Consider the following 16,582-nt stretch of genomic DNA (forward strand, 5'->3'; position numbering starts at 1 on the left):
CTGGCAGGCGCTTGCGTGCCCGGTTCTGATCGGCGGCGGAGCGATGGCGGGCACAGAGGCCCGCCCCACAGTGCGCTACTGGAGGCGGGCTTTGATGGTGGGGATGGGTTTGGCGGTTTTGGGGTCTTCGACGCGGACGCAGAAGCCTCCGTCGCCGGCGCCTTGGGCGATCTTGAGGAGGAGGGTGTTGCGGCCCTCCTTCAATTTTACGGGGACGAGGTCGGAGCGGGAGGAGTAGGGGCGACCGACGTCGTGGCGGTGGACTTCTTCGCCGTTGATCCAGACGACGACGCCGTCATCGCTGCCGAGGGCGAGAGTGGCGTCGGTTTCGGCGGCGGCGTCGAGGTAGGTGAAGCCGTAGACGACAACGTCGTTGACGCGCTCGCCGAAGACGTCGTCGAAGTCGACGAAGAATTCGCTCGTGAGGTCGCCGCCGGGCTGGATGTCGCGGCGGAAGGTGCGCCAGGCGATTTTCTTGCCGCCGCGGCCGTCGTAGGTGGCGGCGAGATCGTGCTTTTGTTCCGGGGGGAAGACGCGCTGGAGGCGGTCGGCCTCGGGGGCGTCGAAGGGTCCGAGGACGTGCCAGGCGTTGATGGAAGGGAGGAAGATCACTTCGATGGGGAAGGCGATGCCGAGATCGAGGGCATCGTTGCGGATGGAGAGGGCGGCGCGAAAGACGCCCGTGTCGATGGGGTCTTCGCTCTCCAGGACCGGGTTGGCGAGGAGCGGTGCGGCGTCGCTGGGACCGTGGGCGTCCCACTGGCCGGGGCCAACTCGCTTCCAGCCGGGCATGGGGAGGAGACGGACATTGACATCAATGTTCTTGAGGTCGGGGAGTGGCAGGACGGAACCGACCACGATGTCGGCATTGAGGAAGCGGGAGTTTGGGGAGGAGACGCTGAGCCGGGCCTTATAGTGCATTCCAAGGAGGCGAAGGATGGTCTTCATCTGCTGCTGGATTTCGGCGGGGGTCTTGATGGCCTTGGTGATGTACTGGCCCCAGCGGATGCGCCACTGGCGGATGGCTTCGGACTGGTCGAGCACGTCTTCGAGGACGTTGAAGACGTAGTCGAGCGTATCGCAGTTGCGGCCGCCGCTGAGCAGCTCGGTCTTGCAGAGGTCGTTGGCCTGACACAGGGTGCGGGCGATTCCGCGGAAGCCGTTCATGGCTTCGACCAGCGAGCCGTCGCCGTAGGGTTCGTGGATGACGATCTCGACTTTTTCGGTGCGCTTCGTGGGGGGAATGGAGATCGTCGGGCCCATGATGGCGGTGTCGTACCAGAAGTAGGGCGTGTCGGATTCGGTGCGCTCGCTCTTGGCGTTGATGAGCTTGCCATTGACGGCGACTCGCGTGAGACCGGGGGGGAGGTCATGGACGCGGAGTTCGTAGCCGCGCTGGGGGGACATTCCCGGGAACGAGCCTTCGGTGGGGCCGATGGTGATGTGCCAGTCCCGGCGCGCCGGGACTTCGAGTTTGTGGGAGATCGGCGTCCAGGCGCACTCGCCCTTTGCGTAGCCGTTGCCGCGGCCGTCGTCTTCGTAGACGGAGGCTTGAGGCTTGAGGCTTGGGGCTTGAGTTTCTGAGGAGGGAGGCCGGAAGAGATTGAGGACGAGCGGGTCGACAGGCTTTTCGTCGGAGGTCTTCATCGGCGCCTGGGTCGGGATGATCGCGCCTGCGCGGACGAAGAGCGGGATCTCGTCGAGGGGGACGACCTGCAGGATGGATTGCGGGCCTTTGTAAGAGCGACCGGTGTACCAGTGGGTCCATTCGCCAGGCGGGAGCCAGACCTGGACCATCGCGCAGCCGGTTTGCGAGGTCGCGGGTTCGGTGGCGGGGGCGACGAGGAGGTCGTCGCCGAACATGTATTGGCCAGTGAAGCGATAGGATTCTTCGAGGTCGGGCCAGTGGTAGTAGAGCGGGCGGCAGAGGGGGAGGGATGTATCGTAGCACTTGCGGGCCATGGTGTAGATGTAGGGGAGGAGTTCGTAGCGGAGCTTGAAGGCTTTTTTCATCGCCGTGAAGTGATCGCTGGGGAAGGCCCAGAGGCGGCGCTCGGCGTCGGGGTTTTTTGTCGTGTGGGTGCGGAGGATCGGCGAGAGCGCGCCCCATTGGATCCAGCGGGTGTAGAGTTCGGGATCGACTTTACCGGGCTGGTGACCGCCGATGTCGTGGCTCCAGTAGGCGTAGCCGACGTTGCCGGCGGTTGCGGTGAAGTGCGGCTGGAAGGCGAGCGACGGCCAGTTACAGAAGGTGTCGCCGGAGAAACCGATCTGGTAGCGGTGATTTCCGAGACCTCCCCAGCGGGAAAAGATGAGCGGGCGGCGACCGGTCTCTTTCTCTCGGCGGATCTGGTCGGTCCAGTGCAGGTAGTTGAGCCACCAGAGCGGGTCGAGACCGGGGATGTTTGTCTGTTTGCCCTGTTGCCAGTCCATCCACCAGAAGTCGATGCCCTGTTTTTCGAGGGGGTGATGGAGGTACTTGAAATAGGCGTCGACGTAGTCCTTGCCGGTGGAGTCGAAGGGGACGCGGTCGGTCACTGCGGGATCGAGGCCCATGGCGTTGCATACCTCGGCGAAGCGGGCTTCCTGTTTGCCGACGCCTTCGGCGGGGTGGAGGTTGAGCGTGACTTTCAGGCCCTGTTCGTGGACCCATTTGAGGAAGCCGTCTGGGTCGGGGAAGTACTGCGGGTTCCAGGTGTAGCCGGTCCAGCCGTCGAGATGCCAGTCCATGTCGATGACGAGGACGTCGAGGGGGACGTCGTTTTGCTGGAACTGCTTGACGAGGTCGCGGAGTTCGGCGTCGGAATAGGCCCAGTAGCGCGACCACCACGCGCCGAAGACGTAGCGCGGCGGGAGGGGGATGCGGCCGGCGAGTTGGGTGAAGTCGGCGAGGGCTTTGGGGTAGTCGTTGCCGTAGACGATGATGTACCAGTCAACCGGAAGGCTTGAGGCTTGAGGCTTGAGGCTTGAGTGGCGCGGAGTCGCCCAGGGCCAGTCTTTGACGTCACCGGTGACGGACGAGGGATCGCCGCGATCGAAGAGCAGCGAGTTCGAGTCGTCGAGGAAGGTCCAGCCGTAGCGATTGAGCAAGCCGGGATCGAGGGGGCAACTGCCGGAGATTCCGTCGAGGGTGCGGACAGTGCCGCCGAGGTTGGTGGATTGCGTGAACGGCGGGGCGGCCTCCCACCAGGTTTCGCCGGGGCCGATCCGGCACTTCACGAGAAGGTTGTCGTTGGTGAAGCGCTGGCCGTCTTGCTTGTATTTGATGACGAGGCGGTCGGTCGTGATGTTGAGGACCTTGTGACCGTCGGCGGGCCATTTGGCGTCCGGTTGGGTGGTGGGATGGATCGCGCCGCCTTCGGAGACGTCGAACTTGGGGACGCTCAGGCGGCGGTTGATGATGACCTGGGAGGCGCGGTCTTCGAACTTTCCGTCGGGGGACCACTCGAGGCGGACCATCGAAGGAGAGAGGAGAGTGAAGCGGGCGTTGCCGGAAATGACGACGGCCTTGGGATCGGCGAGGGGATTGTGCGCGTCAGGGGTCGCGGCAGGGGCGCTGCCAACGAACCCAATGGAAATAAGGGAATGGGCCGCCCATTGGGCCGGCGGCCAGAGTTTTGTGCCTTTGCCCGGCATCCTGCACCTCCGAAGTCTAAAACGTATCCGTGAGCAAACCGACGATGGTAGTTTGTCTGAGAAAAAAGGCCAATCCGGGGCGAGAATCTGCAAGAATAGCCCTGTTTGGCGACATGGATAGTTGAGGATCCTTCAAGCGATGTCGAAGCCGGACGCCACGCCCGGGCACGGGGAATCTGCTTTCTCCACAGAGGAAGCCCGGAAGGCGTTCGCGCAGCATTTCTCCCAATCGTTCCCGATCTTGTGGACGATCGCGGCGGGCATCGTGGGGAATCGGGCCCTGGCAGAGGATGTCGTGCAGGAAGCCGCGCTGATCGGCCTGGGCAAGTTCGAGCAATTTCAGGAGGGGACCAGCTTCACGGCGTGGATGGGACAGATGGTGCGCAATGTCGCGCTGAACGCGGCGCGGAAAGAACAGCGGCAGCGCGCGGGCTTGAAGCTCGCCGAACAGGAGCGCGCCAACGCCGGGCCGGCGGATGGAGACGCCGCCGGGCTGGCGATGATCGCGCAGGGCCGTTTGCCGGCGGACCAGCGAATGTTCGATGACCGCATGATGCGGGCGCTGGGCGAGGTCGGCGAGACGGCGCGGGCGTGCCTGCTTCTGCGCACGCTGGAGGGGCTGGAATATGCGGAGATTTCGAAGCTCATGGGGATCCCTGCGGGCACGGCGATGAGTCACGTGCACCGCGCACGAGAGTCTTTGAGGCAGCGACTGGGCGGAATGCAACCGCCGACGAGTCATGAACCGGCCGCGACACGGACCACCGCGGCGGTCAGAAAGCCAGCATGAACCAGAATCAGTATCAACAGATCGCGCAATGGGTGAACGCTCACGTGGACGGGCTGATGGACGCGGGGCAGCGGCAGACGTTTGAACAGATGCGGTCGCAGAGCGCGGTGCTGCGCGCGGAGCTGGATCGGCAGGCGTTGATCGACGCGGCGCTGCGGCGGGTCTTCGCGCCGCCGCCGGTGGAGGCGATTCTGGCGCGGGTACTTGGTACGCCGTCGAAGAGCGCGCCTGCGTCGGTCGTCGTGGTTCCGCGGCGCCGCGCGAAGATCAGCCCGATCATCTGGGGAACGGCGGTCGCGGCGGCCGCGCTGCTGCTGGCGGCCGGCGGATGGTGGGCGTGGCTGACGTGGCAGGACGAGAGCAGTCTGACGCGAGCGCCGATCGCCGCGGTCCTTCCGAAAATGCGGATGGAACAGGTGTATCAGGACCTGTTGGCGACGGGATTCAAACCGAAGTGGGTGTGCGACGACGAAAAGGAGTTTGCCACGACGTTTTATCTGCGGCTCGGGCAGGGGCTGGCGTTTGTGGATGCGCCGAAGGGGATTGCGATGGTTGGGCTGTCGTATGCGAATTGCCTCAGCCCGGCGACGGTCGTTTTCCTGGCTCAGGTTCGCGACGAAGAGGTGATCGTGCTCGTCGATGACGCGTCGAAGGATGCGGGCCAGACGCTCGCGGGGGATTGCGGTTTGAACCTTTTCCGGCGGAAGATCGGGAAGCTCATGCTCTTTGAAGTGACGCCGCTCGATCGGCCGTCCGTGGTCGATTACTTCCAGGAGATTGATGTTCCCTCGGAGTGGATCAAGAACGCGACCTATCGACCGTGAGGTCGTTCGTGTGAGTCCGCCAACAATTCGCCTTTTTCTGGTCCCTTTGTTGCGGCGTTAACTTCGCGGGACCAAGCCGGCTGAAGCCGGCTGAAGTTCAAAATGAAAAAGAGATTTGGTTGAACACGCCGACCACGCATTGAAATGCGTGGCAAAAGCTGGCCGGCTGAAGACCGGCCCGGCAACGGCGAATCTCCGGCCCGCGGCTCGCCCAGTCGAGTCGCAGAGGCGACCGGGGACTGATTGGCCGGGCGCGGTTCGGCGGGATACAATAGGGCACGCGAGCCTGCACACCCTCGACCCTCCTCGGAGGCCGTTCATGTCACTTCCGCCGCGAAACCCTTGCCGGGCGTTATGGCCCGTCGTCGGCGCTTGCGCGGCGGCGCTGTTTTTGACCGCGGGATTTGTCGTGGGGGATGATTCGGCGAGATTGAAAGGCCGGAGCGGACGGCGAGCCGTGCAGTTGTGGCCGCTGAACGAAGTATCGAAGAACAGACCGGAGCCGGGGCCGCCGATCGAGATGGGGGATTGGACCTATCGGGCGGGGAGGGCCGCGACCGCGCGCGAGGGCGTGCCGTGGGAGCTGTTCGTCACACCGAGCGAGAAAAACGCGGGGAACTGGCGCGCGGGCGAGTTGGCGGAGCGGCGCGCGGCGATGCCGACCATGGCCCGCGAGCGGCGCCGACCGGACGAGGCGACGAAGAACCCGGATTCGATTCCGCTCATCGAGATGCCCGACGCCGTGTGGAAGAAGTGGATGGCGGCGGATTTGCAGGATGTCGTGGGGATTCACTTTCACGAGCTGGTGAGCGACGATACGGCGCGGATTTTGTACACGCTGCACAAGGTGCCGGCGGACGGGCCGGACGGCAAGCCGCTGCCGGGGGAGTCAAGCGTGCCGGGGACGCGCATTGAGGCGACGCTGCTGGCGCCGGTGACCTTCAGCCTGGATCAGTCGATTGTCGTCCGCGAGGACCCGCTCAAGAAGGAACTGGCCGCGGCGCGCGGCGAGCACGAGGCGGGGCACGCCGACCTTTCGCAGCTCGTGTTCCTGGCGGTGCTGGCCGGGCCGCAGGACTGGAACCCGCGTTACTGCACGGGCCGGCGGGCGCGGGTCGAGTATTTCTGGAAGCGCGAGCAGATCGGCCGGTCGTGGAAGGGTTATCGCAACGGCGTGGGCAAGCTGCTGACGCTGCGGACGACGGTCGCGCTGGTGCCGCCGACACGCTGGTCGATGCTAGTGCCGATCCCGCCGGAGCGCGTGACATCAAAACACCTGCAGGAGTTCAACGAGTCGATCGTGAAGATCGGGGGGACATTCGCGGCGACGGACCGGGCGGCGCAGAAGAAGTTTCATTCGGAGCATGGGGAGTATGAGCGGGTGGCGGGGCCGTAGCTTTTCGTTTAACAAGTCTGTCTACTTGCATTCACGATGGGTTTGCCGCACTCGGGGCAGCGGCCGGAGACGTTGCCGGTCAAGTCGTAATCGCATGCGACGCAGTGTCCCTCGCTGAGCGATTTCCGGGATCGTTCAACAAAGTACAATATGATGATCAAAAGTATCCAGAGAGGACAGTAGGCTGTTTGGTATTGACAGCCTCTGCTACCAACTGACACGACTCCAGGTATAACCGCAGGATCGAAGCCAATTTCAAATTTTGCACGCATCGAACAGGTGCGTCCGGAGCAGTTGAATACTACGAAGCTCCCATATACGAGACCGACGGCAACGTTCGCTTTGATCGGAACGTCGACTCTGATCGGCAGGATAATAATCCAAAGGCCTAAGAGAACAACGCTAGTCTTCCGAAGAACCTTCGAGTTTCGGGTGGCCGTGCCGGTCATCACCCAAATTATTACCGTTCACCATGTGTCTGACGCGGCGCCAATGGGCGTCCGAATGGCCCAACGCTTCCTTTGACCACCGATCGCTGCTCAGAGACAATATTCGCGGAAAGGAACGATCCCATGCCCAAGTCTATTTCGCTACCGGTTTGCAACCATAAGCCGCGGCCCTATACCGGCCCGAGCAAGGCCGAGGTGCTGGCGCTGCGGCAGCAGTATCTTACGCCTGCCCTCATCACTTACTACAAAGAGCCCTTCATGGCCGTCGAGGGGCACATGCAGTACCTGTGGGACGAGAAGGGCACGCGCTATCTCGACGCCTTCGCGGGGATCGTGACCGTGAGCGTGGGGCATTGCCATCCCAAGGTGGTCGAGCGGGTCCGCGAGCAGGTCGGACTCCTCCAACACACGACGACGATCTACATTCACCCGACCGTCGGGCAGTATGGCAAGAAGCTGGCCGAGCACATGCCGGGCGATCTGAAGGTGACGTACTTCACGAACAGCGGCAGCGAGGCGAACGACCTGGCGATCCTGACGTCGCGGATGTACACGGGGGCGTTCGACGTGATCGCCCTGCGCAACGCGTATCACGGCGGGTCGCAGACGACGATGGGGTTGACGGCGCATTCGACGTGGAAGTACGCGACGCCGCATTCGTTCGGCGTGCACCACGGGATGCCGGGGTATTGCTATCGCTGCCCGCTGGGGCTGACGTACCCGTCGTGCGAGGTGAAGTGTGCGCAGGACATCGGCGAGCTGATCAAGTTCGCGACGCCGGGCAAAGTCGCGGCGTTCATCGCCGAGCCGATCATGGGCGTCGGCGGGTCGGTCACGCCGCCGAAGGAGTATTTCAAGATCGCGTACGAGGAGGTGCGCAAGGCGGGCGGCGTGTGCATCGCGGATGAGGTGCAGACGGGCTTCGGGCGGACGGGCACCCACTTCTGGGGCTTTCAGAATTGGGACGTGATGCCGGACATGGTGTGCATGGCGAAGGGGATCGGCAACGGGACGGCGCTCGGCGCGGTCACGACGACGCCAACGATCGCCAAGGCGCTGACCGGCAAGCTTCATTTCAACACGTTCGCGGGGAATCCCGTGCAGGCGACGTACGGCATGGCGACGCTCGACATGATCGACAGCGAGGGGATTCAGGCGAACGCGCTGAAGGTGGGGACGCAGCTTAAGGACGGACTGACGGCGCTGATGGACAAGCACAAGCTGATCGGCGAGGTCCGCGGACTGGGGCTGATGCTGGGCGTGGAGCTGGTGAAGGATCGCGTGACGAAGGAGCCGGCGACGGCGGAGGCGGCGCAGGTTCTGGAGGAGGCCAAGAACCGCGGTCTCCTGATCGGCAAGGGCGGGTTGTACGGGAACGTGCTTCGGATCAAGCCGCCGATGTGCCTGACGGGGGCGGATGCGGAGTTCATGGTGGGGTGTTTGGATGAGGTGTTCGGGGTGGTGGGGAAATGACGAATAGCGAATAGCGAATAGCGAAAAGAAGAGGGGCCGGAGTCATGTTGCGACAGAGGTTGATAGGCGCTATTGGTGTGGCTGTAGTATTCGCTCTGTCCGATCGCGCGTGGTCCGGGCCGAAAGACATTCCTGATCGACCGCCGCGACTGACGTTTGACAAGCCGGTTGATTACGTTGGGTGGTACAACGATTTTGTTCGACGCGGGCGGGATGAGAAGGACAACGCCTATCACGTCTACATGAAACTGTGTCCCGGCAAGGACTGCGACGGGATCAAACCGCCGGAGGGCAAGGCGGCGGAACAATTCGATAGAGCCATAGGTCGGGTATGGACTGCGGAAGAATTTCCTGAGTTGGCCTCGTACCTGAAGGACTGCGAGCCATACGAAAATATTCTAAAGGAAGCGCTCCGCCGAAAGTACTGCTGGGTGCCGGCCCCACCAACGCTCCCAAACTTGGTTGAAATCACGATTCCGTTTCTTGCCTCCGCTCGAACGATCGCTAAAGCCATGCTGGTGAAGGGTTGGAAGGAGGGCGAGGGGCGCATGGAGAATCAAATCGAAGCTTGGCGGAGCATTCTCCGGCACGCAACGCACATGGAAAGCTGTTCGATGATCATCACGGGGTTCGTGGCCGTCTCGCTCCGAACGCTTGTTCACGAGGATATCCTGCGAGCGCTCGGCTCGGGTTCAATCCCCGCGGATCAATGCGCTCTACTGTTTGATGAGCTTGCCACGCTCGAGAAAAGCGCGCTTCGCCAGGAGAGAATCCGTTTGGTCGAGTGGGCCATGGAACTTAACTTCTTGCAGCATTTTTACCAAAAGACCGGAGGGGACGTCAAGAAATGGGAGTCCTATCGCCCTTACCTAGAGGCATTAGGTATGAACATCGGTGATGACTTCAAGCCGGATTTTGATTTCAAAGCTAGTGCGGAGTTGTTCGACGAATTGAACTCCGACATCGCTATTTCATCGGGCAATTCGCCAACGCGCAAGGGGCTTCGTCGGCTGCGCGACGCCATCTCGGAATTGCGCCCGAAGATCGCGAAGAACTCCTTTGTTAAGCTGGTTGCCCCGAATCGAATCCGTTCTTATGAACTCGCCCTAAGAATCGAAGCTGAGCGCCGAGGTACCTTGATCGTTCTGGTGCTTCATGCCGAGTATGCGAAGAAGGGAAAGTGGCCAGAATCGCTTACGCCTATTACGAAGGAACTCAAAGTCAAGACGCGGTCCTCATTGGCCATCGACCCCTATTCGGGAAAGATGTTTGTTTACCGCTTGAACGATGGCGAACCCCTCCTGTACTCCGTGGGTGTCGATGGCAAAGACGACGGCGGGAAGCACGATCCTAAGTTCGGTGAGGAGAACGGCGGGGACTACGTCTTCTGGCCTCGGGCGACAAAGTGAGTGCGCCGAATCGCCATCGCTTCGGGAAGGCGGTACGATGCCAGCCGCTCCAGAAACCACCATGAGCGCAGGGCCGACGATCGACGTCGAAGTAGGGTCCCTTAAGCCGGATGGCACGCCGGTCTGGGACGCCATTTCGTTCGACGTGTTGTGCTCGCGGTGCGGTTACAACCTGCGGACGCTGACGCGGCCGAAGTGTACGGAATGCGGGCTGGATTTTGACTGGCGGGCTGTGCTGGACAACGCGACGCGCCGGAGCGAGTTTCTTTTTGAGCATCATTGGTTGAGGCGACCGCTGCGGTCGTGGGGGGCGACCGTGTGGCAGTCGCTATGGCCTCGGCGGTTCTGGGCCAACGTTTCGCTGCATGAGGATATCAAGCTGATCCCCCTGTTCGCCTCGATCGTCTTATCCATGACGACCCTTTTTGTCGCCCTGCATGGATCGGCGTGGATCATGAGCCGAGCGATCTACCTGGTTGCCCCCGTTCGCAGAATGCGTCCGATGAGTATCTCTGTTGTCCGGCGACGTTTTTTGGACGTGGCCTACCGGCTTGGCGAGTTTGCGTTGCTGCCATACACGGAGGGCGGGAGTTACCTGCTCTGGATGGGGGTCGCGGTCGCCCTGCCGCTGGCCGGCGCGGTCGGGCTGCTCATTGCGCTGCGGCAGACGATGCGGCGGTATCGCGTCCGGTTCGTTCAAGTGCTGAGAGTTGTCGCATACACAGCGACGCCGGTGTGCCTGTGGTGCGCCGCGGCGTATCTGGCGACCTATTACGTGTTGCCGAGCTTGTTCCGGTTCACGCACTTCAGGACGGTGCTGAAGTTCTCGTTCGCGGTCTTTGCCTGGGGCGTGTTCAGTTGGTACCTGTGGCGGGGGTTCAAGCACTACCTGCACCTTCCTCATGCGGCGATTCTGGGGATGACCGCGGCGCTCGTCGGACTTCTGATGCTGGCGACGGCAAATCTTGTCGTGGCGGCGATTGAGGAAGGGATTTTAGGCTGATACCCAATGCCGTCCCTCCATCGGAAGGCCGGGGTCGTTTCGACACCCATAATCGTCTCTTCTGCCGACTCGGCGGACAAAGACAAGCTTCAACCTGACGGTACGAACTGAGATGCGGTTTCGTTCGACGTGCTTTGCTCGTGCTGCGCGTACGACCGTCCGACGCGGACGCCGCCGGTGAAGGCGGCGTCGTAGGCGAAGAAGGTAAGCAGTTCCGCGCCATCCGTTCCACTGAATACCTTCGTGTGCGGTGATCCGCCCGCATCCGCGCCGGTGATGCTGTTGGCGCGGCCGCCGGCTTTTCCCATAGCCCGATCACCGCCGCTTCCTCGATAAGCGCACCCGCCGCGCCGAACCAACCTCTACCGTCACTTCAAGTCCAGGAAGGAAAGCGGCTTACGTTTTTTTTCCGCCGACTCGCCGGATTAGAGGGAGCGCTGAGCAAGGGTAGGGGCGTAGGGAAAAGAAAAATGGAGGAGATCATGCAAGTCAAGGTGAATGTCGAGCGAGGACCGATGGACGCAGCGAGCGTGGATGCAGAGGCGCAGACGGACGAGGTGGTGATGACGGCGGCGGCGATTTCCGGGGCGGAGCCGCCGGGGCGGATTCTGATCGCGCCGTGGGGCGAGGTGCGGACGGCGGCGGGGAACTTTGTCGTCGATGACGAGGCCGCGGCGGCGACGATCGCCGCATTCGCCGCGCACGGGACCGACCTGCCCGTTGATTACGAGCACCAGACGCTGGGCGGCGCGTACAGCTCGCCGACCGGCCAGGCGCCGGCGGCGGGTTGGATCAAGGCGCTGGCGATCGTCACGCCGGACGAGGCCCGCGCGGGCGGGGCGGAACGCGACGCCGGTTTGTGGGCCGACGTGCAGTGGACGCCGGAGGCGGCGGAGCGATGGCAAGTAAGAGTTGACCAATATCGAACCCGTGATTAGCTTGGATAGGCAAAAAATCCATGGGCAGCGTAACCTACAAGTTTGCTTCACTCCAAGATTACGTCTTGTCATTCCCCCTGTCAGTTGAGGGCACCGTCGACGATGGCTGGGGCGCAAATGTCGTGGTGAAAGGCGTCGAGACTGTCGCGGCAATACTTTTCGCCGATATTTCCGGTTTCACGCGGCGGACGAGCGAATTGTCCTCGACCGAGACGCTCATCTTCGTTAACAACTTCCTGTCTTGGATTACAGCCGAAGCCCTTAAGGGCGGGCCTGGTATCGTTGACAAGTACATTGGTGACGAGATCATGGTTGTGTTCTCGCAGGACTTTGGTTCCGAGGACCCTTTTCTTGATGCGCTGAACGCTGCGCGTTGGATGGCCGAGCGGGACGAATTGGAGTTCTGTCCCAGAATCGGAATTGCCTACGGACCTGTTACCTGCGGCATTGTGGGGACTCCGCTCAAATACGACTGCTCGGTCTTCGGTATACCCGTAACCATGGCGAAGCGCTGTGCATCAGAGGCGGGACCGTCTTCAATCGTATTCCCGGAAAGCGCTTGGCGAAATCGGTCGTTTGCGGACATCTTCAAACCCCGCACCTACGAGACACCCGACGGCAAGACGGCAGAGATGTTTCTACCGTGGGAACTCTGTCCGTCGTACAAAGCTGTCCTAAAAAACTTGCCTGAGACTGAATTGCGGAAGATTCACAAAAGCATTTCCCAACGCGAACCGGGCATGGTGCTGGTTCACTACCAACCGTTATCGGCAGAGGATCGAGCGCGCGAAAGCCTTGGATTACTTCGCGATGCGGGCCTCTACCGACCAAGGCAGATTATCTCTGCACCCCCGTAAAGGACCGGCCGACGAGAAAATAGAAAGGAGACTTTCGTGACTATTGAAGAACGACTGGAGAACTTGGAGAAGGCACTGAGCCGAGCCAATCGTCGCAACCGTCGCCTGTTGGTGGGATTGGCGCTTTGCCCTGGGATTGTCCTGCTTGTCTGGATTCTCTCGCCGCAAACACTGCTCGCGCAGAATGCGACGAACGCAATCAAGGAGGTTCGCGCCAACCGGTTCGTCCTTGAGGACGAGCAGGGCAAGTCCCACGCCGAGCTAGCCGTGGACAACAACGGGCCGCGCTTCCGGCTAGTCGATGAGAAAGGAACAACGCGCGCTGGGCTGGGCGTGAGTAAGGATGGGCCCTGGCTGGGCTTTTTCGATGAAAATGGAAAGGCCCGCGTCACATTTAGCTCTTCTAAGGACGTGACTGGCCTCTCCCTGTCCGATGAGAAAGGCATTCCCCGCACTACTCTCAGTGTCGTCAGGGATGCGCCGAACCTCATTCTGTCCGACGAACATGGCACCAGTCGTATCACGCTGCTCGTGGGTAAAAATGGACCAGGACTGGACTTTCTCGACAAAAAAGGCACGGCTCGTATTGGGCTGGCGATTGAGAAGGATGGGGCGAGCCTAGCTCTGTCCGACGAAAAAGGCGAAGTTCGCGCAACGGTAGGTTTGCACAAGGACGGGTCGCACCTGTTGCTCACGGACCAGAAGGGCAAGCCACGCGTCGGACTGGCCGTGCTTGAAAACCATCCATGCCTGCAACTGTTCGACGAGAATAGCACCATGCGAGCCATGCTAGGCGCGAGCGAGATTACGACAGCAGATGGAAAGGTCACCAGCTACTCCGAATCGTCGCTGTTGCTGTTTGGCCCGGACGGCAAGGTCCGCTGGCAGACGCCGTAGTGTCGGGCGGGTTATTAGGCACGTCACCGTCCAGGAAATCCTCGACGAGCACCACGTGCAGAAGATGAAAGCGCCGAGAAATTGTAGATACGGTAAACGCAGCTGTGCCAACCATCGACGCACTCAGCGAGCTAACGCACCTCGACCTTGCTAATCTTCAAGGCCGAACGATAGCATTGCATCCGCTACACGAAGACAACGAATGGAAAATGTGGATCGTCCCCGGAGCCAAAGCAATTCGCCTAGCAGGCACTCCAGTCGAGTCGTGTTACTTCGCAAAACGACCTGCTGCTCCGGACCACGTTTGTTTTGCGTTGCTCAATTTTCTACATCAACGGGCGCTTTGGCCATCGGTTGAATCCTTCGTAACCGGGATTTACGATGATGTAAATAACATCGGGGCGAGTTTTAAAAAGCTCCGGCTTATCTTCGATCATTGTGATGACAACTCCGGCAGCGCGCGAATGGTGACGAGCGAAATTGAGTACATTTTCGCGACTTGCCGAAGTCTGTTCGATTTACTCCAGGAGACCTTGCGCGGCCTGTGGAAAAACGTCCGACTGTTTGATAGCACTATCAAGAAGAGGGAACTTCCCAAGAGTTATGCTGACATGCTCTTTCGCGCGAACTCGCCGCAATCTACTGACCAAATTGCGGAGCGATACTCAATTCCTCAGCAGCTGGCATCCGTATATGCGCAAAGCAGTTTGTTCTTTCAATGGCTTCGTGAGTTTCGGGATTTGGTATCTCATTCCGGCCGTACGGTCGGGTACGTTTTTACCACGGAGAAGGGGTTTGCGATAAGGACGCCAGATAAGCCGTTCTCAGGGATGCCTATTTGGTGCCCGACGAACTCATTGCCGAATGAGTTGGGATCGCTGCTCTCCGTCCTCGCCTTCATCGTACACACGACTATTGGATTATGTGAAATGTTTGCCACGGTACTTCCGCAAGTCATTCAGTTCCCGCCGGATATTGCCCCGGGTTATTCTGTGTATATGTGTGGCCCGCATGTGGGTGCATTGGCTGGCTTGAACGAATGGATCAGAATACGGCCGTGGTATTGCTAACGATATCAAAACAGGTGGCCAGCGACGGACCGGCACCATTTCGGCGATAGGTCGTCTATTGCGATCACCCCATTGGCCGGATGCCGCCATACGGTCGAATGGGCTCGACCAACGATCGAATGCGAGCGCCAAACAGCCGAATGAGCGCCGCATTCGCGCGAATGGGCGCGCCAAACGACAGAATGAGCACCGCATTTGATCGAATGGGCGCGCCAAACGACCAAATGAACGCGCCATTCGCGCGAATGGGCGCGCCAAACGACAGAATGAGCGCCGCATTTGATCGAATGGGCGCGCCAAACGCGCGAATGAGCACGGCATTCGCGCGAATGCGGGCAGGGATGAAGGGGCATTTCCGCCCTGGCGATTGAAAAATGCACTTTGATCCCCGGCGGCGCTTGACTTCGCTGTGGGGCCTGCGTACGAATTTAATGTCCCTCTCGTCCGAGAGGAGCATCGGTCCCATGGCCGGTCCTTACATCCCCACGCGGCTCGCCGACCGGCGGGCCTGGTTCGACAACTTCACCTCCCTCATCGCCGCCGACCCGCCCCGTTACGCCATGACCCCCAGCGACGGGCAGTATCTCGCCGACCTCTTCACGGAGTGGGATGCCTCCTACACGGTGGCCACCGCCCCGGAGACCCGGACGCCGGTGACTGTGGCCCAGTTCGCGGTGGTGCGGGCGCAGGTCGAACCGACCATCCGCACCTACGCCATGTTCATCAAGGCCAATTTCGGTGTGACCCCGGAGGACAAGGTGGCTCTCGGGCTCAACCTCGACAATCCCGGCAATACGCCGATCCCCGCCCCCAGCACCAACCCCCTGCTTTCGATGGTCGGGGCCACGCAGGGCGAGCATACCATCCGCTACGCCGACCAGAACACGCCGGACAAGCGGGCCAAGCCCTTTGGGGCGGCGATGATCCTCATCTTTGCCAACATCGCCGACGAACCGGACGGCAATCCGCTGACCGCCAAGTTCATCAAGGTCGCGACGGTCAATCCGGTCGCGGTGCAATACTCGCCCGCCGACAACGGCAAGACCGCCACCCTGTTCGGCCGCTGGGTGACGCGACGCGGATTAGTCGGCCCGTGGAGCCCGTTTGTTAGCTTTACCATTGCTTCGTAAACGATTGTCCCTTGAAAGGGGGTCTTACCATGATTCGTCAAACTCGCCGACAACGGCCCGCCCAGTCACGCAATCGCCCGCAGCCCAACCAGCGCCCGCGCGGCGCTGACCTGACCGCAACCTTTGAGGTGGTGGGCAGCACCGTCGTGGTGACCTGCGACATGATCATCACGATCAAGGCGCTGCCCAAGTACCGGCTGATGCCGCAGGATGTCGCCCCGACGGGCATCACGACCAAAACGCCGACCGGTTTCACGCTCACCTTCGCCGCCCCACCGGCGGTCGATTCGGTGCTGGTGATCCCGGCGATGGAGCCGAACATCCGCTCGCTGTCAGGAGGTTACATGACCGAGGGAAGCTTTCCCGTTAATTGACATCCCGCCGCCGATCCCGCCCCTGCCGATTGAAGCCCATTACGAGTTTTCCACCCGCCGGGTCTTTGTGACGTTCGATCTTCCGATTCAGGCCATCGCCCCGCAGAGCCCGGCGGGCTGGCAGGTGTATGCCGGGGCGGGCTTGAAGGCGATTTCTAATGTGCAGACGACGGCCGCCGACACCCTTTTTGTGCAGACCGGCGGGGCCGCGACGGCCACCCGCGTGGTCTACCTGGCGACGGGCGTATTGGTGACGGGTGTGGATGGCGCGCCGGTCGCGCCGTTCGACCTGCTGTTGCCGTACCCGTAGGCGGCGCGGGGCGATATGCGGAGTGG

At 61.4% G+C, this 16,582-nt stretch carries 15 protein-coding genes; 13 read left to right on the forward strand and 2 right to left on the reverse strand.

The window, feature by feature from the left end:
• Positions 1-75: 75 nt before the first annotated feature.
• Positions 76-3,636, reverse strand: a complete 3,561-nt coding sequence (locus VJZ71_10700; GenBank protein HKQ48529.1) for a TIM-barrel domain-containing protein — start codon at positions 3,634-3,636, stop codon at positions 76-78.
• Positions 3,637-3,775: 139 nt separating this feature from the next.
• Here VJZ71_10700 and VJZ71_10705 point away from each other — a divergent pair, with 139 nt between their 5' ends.
• From VJZ71_10705 to VJZ71_10730, 6 genes are all read left to right on the forward strand, one after another.
• Positions 3,776-4,426: an RNA polymerase sigma factor gene (locus tag VJZ71_10705; GenBank protein ID HKQ48530.1), complete on the forward strand. Its 651-nt coding sequence runs from the start codon at positions 3,776-3,778 to the stop codon at positions 4,424-4,426.
• Positions 4,423-5,250 (forward strand): hypothetical protein, encoded by an 828-nt coding sequence (locus VJZ71_10710; GenBank protein ID HKQ48531.1) that lies wholly within the window; start codon positions 4,423-4,425, stop codon positions 5,248-5,250. Before VJZ71_10705 ends, VJZ71_10710 begins: the two co-directional genes overlap by 4 nt.
• A 319-nt stretch (positions 5,251-5,569) precedes the next feature.
• Positions 5,570-6,646 carry a hypothetical protein gene (locus tag VJZ71_10715; protein HKQ48532.1) on the forward strand — a complete coding sequence of 359 codons (1,077 nt, stop codon included), beginning with the start codon at positions 5,570-5,572 and terminating at the stop codon, positions 6,644-6,646.
• 572 nt (positions 6,647-7,218) lie between these two features.
• Positions 7,219-8,568 (forward strand): aspartate aminotransferase family protein, encoded by a 1,350-nt coding sequence (locus VJZ71_10720; protein HKQ48533.1) that lies wholly within the window; start codon positions 7,219-7,221, stop codon positions 8,566-8,568.
• Positions 8,569-8,645: 77 nt separating this feature from the next.
• A complete protein-coding gene (locus VJZ71_10725) occupies positions 8,646-9,977 on the forward strand; it encodes a hypothetical protein (GenBank protein HKQ48534.1) in 1,332 nt (443 codons plus the stop codon).
• Positions 9,978-10,014: 37 nt separating this feature from the next.
• Positions 10,015-10,980 (forward strand): hypothetical protein, encoded by a 966-nt coding sequence (locus VJZ71_10730; GenBank protein ID HKQ48535.1) that lies wholly within the window; start codon positions 10,015-10,017, stop codon positions 10,978-10,980.
• Positions 10,981-11,069: 89 nt separating this feature from the next.
• Here VJZ71_10730 and VJZ71_10735 read toward each other — a convergent pair whose 3' ends face one another.
• Positions 11,070-11,288, reverse strand: coding sequence for a hypothetical protein (locus tag VJZ71_10735; GenBank protein HKQ48536.1), 219 nt, complete (start codon positions 11,286-11,288; stop codon positions 11,070-11,072).
• Between the two features lie 174 nt (positions 11,289-11,462).
• Here VJZ71_10735 and VJZ71_10740 point away from each other — a divergent pair, with 174 nt between their 5' ends.
• The 7 genes from VJZ71_10740 to VJZ71_10770 all read left to right on the forward strand — a co-directional run bounded on the left by VJZ71_10740 (position 11,463) and on the right by VJZ71_10770 (position 16,556).
• Positions 11,463-11,918, forward strand: coding sequence for a phage protease (locus tag VJZ71_10740; GenBank protein HKQ48537.1), 456 nt, complete (start codon positions 11,463-11,465; stop codon positions 11,916-11,918).
• 20 nt (positions 11,919-11,938) lie between these two features.
• Positions 11,939-12,775 carry an adenylate/guanylate cyclase domain-containing protein gene (locus tag VJZ71_10745; protein ID HKQ48538.1) on the forward strand — a complete coding sequence of 279 codons (837 nt, stop codon included), beginning with the start codon at positions 11,939-11,941 and terminating at the stop codon, positions 12,773-12,775.
• 36 nt (positions 12,776-12,811) lie between these two features.
• Positions 12,812-13,672, forward strand: coding sequence for a hypothetical protein (locus VJZ71_10750; protein HKQ48539.1), 861 nt, complete (start codon positions 12,812-12,814; stop codon positions 13,670-13,672).
• A 104-nt stretch (positions 13,673-13,776) separates the two neighbouring features.
• Positions 13,777-14,742, forward strand: a complete 966-nt coding sequence (locus tag VJZ71_10755) for a hypothetical protein (GenBank protein ID HKQ48540.1) — start codon at positions 13,777-13,779, stop codon at positions 14,740-14,742.
• 464 nt (positions 14,743-15,206) lie between these two features.
• Positions 15,207-15,872, forward strand: a complete 666-nt coding sequence (locus tag VJZ71_10760; GenBank protein ID HKQ48541.1) for a hypothetical protein — start codon at positions 15,207-15,209, stop codon at positions 15,870-15,872.
• A 29-nt stretch (positions 15,873-15,901) separates the two neighbouring features.
• Positions 15,902-16,246 (forward strand): hypothetical protein, encoded by a 345-nt coding sequence (locus VJZ71_10765; protein ID HKQ48542.1) that lies wholly within the window; start codon positions 15,902-15,904, stop codon positions 16,244-16,246.
• A 67-nt stretch (positions 16,247-16,313) separates the two neighbouring features.
• Positions 16,314-16,556, forward strand: a complete 243-nt coding sequence (locus VJZ71_10770; protein ID HKQ48543.1) for a hypothetical protein — start codon at positions 16,314-16,316, stop codon at positions 16,554-16,556.
• The last annotated feature ends 26 nt before the right edge of the window (positions 16,557-16,582 follow it).

It is taken from the genome of Phycisphaerae bacterium (assembly GCA_035275405.1).
Lineage (GTDB): Bacteria > Planctomycetota > Phycisphaerae > UBA1845 > UTPLA1 > DATEMU01.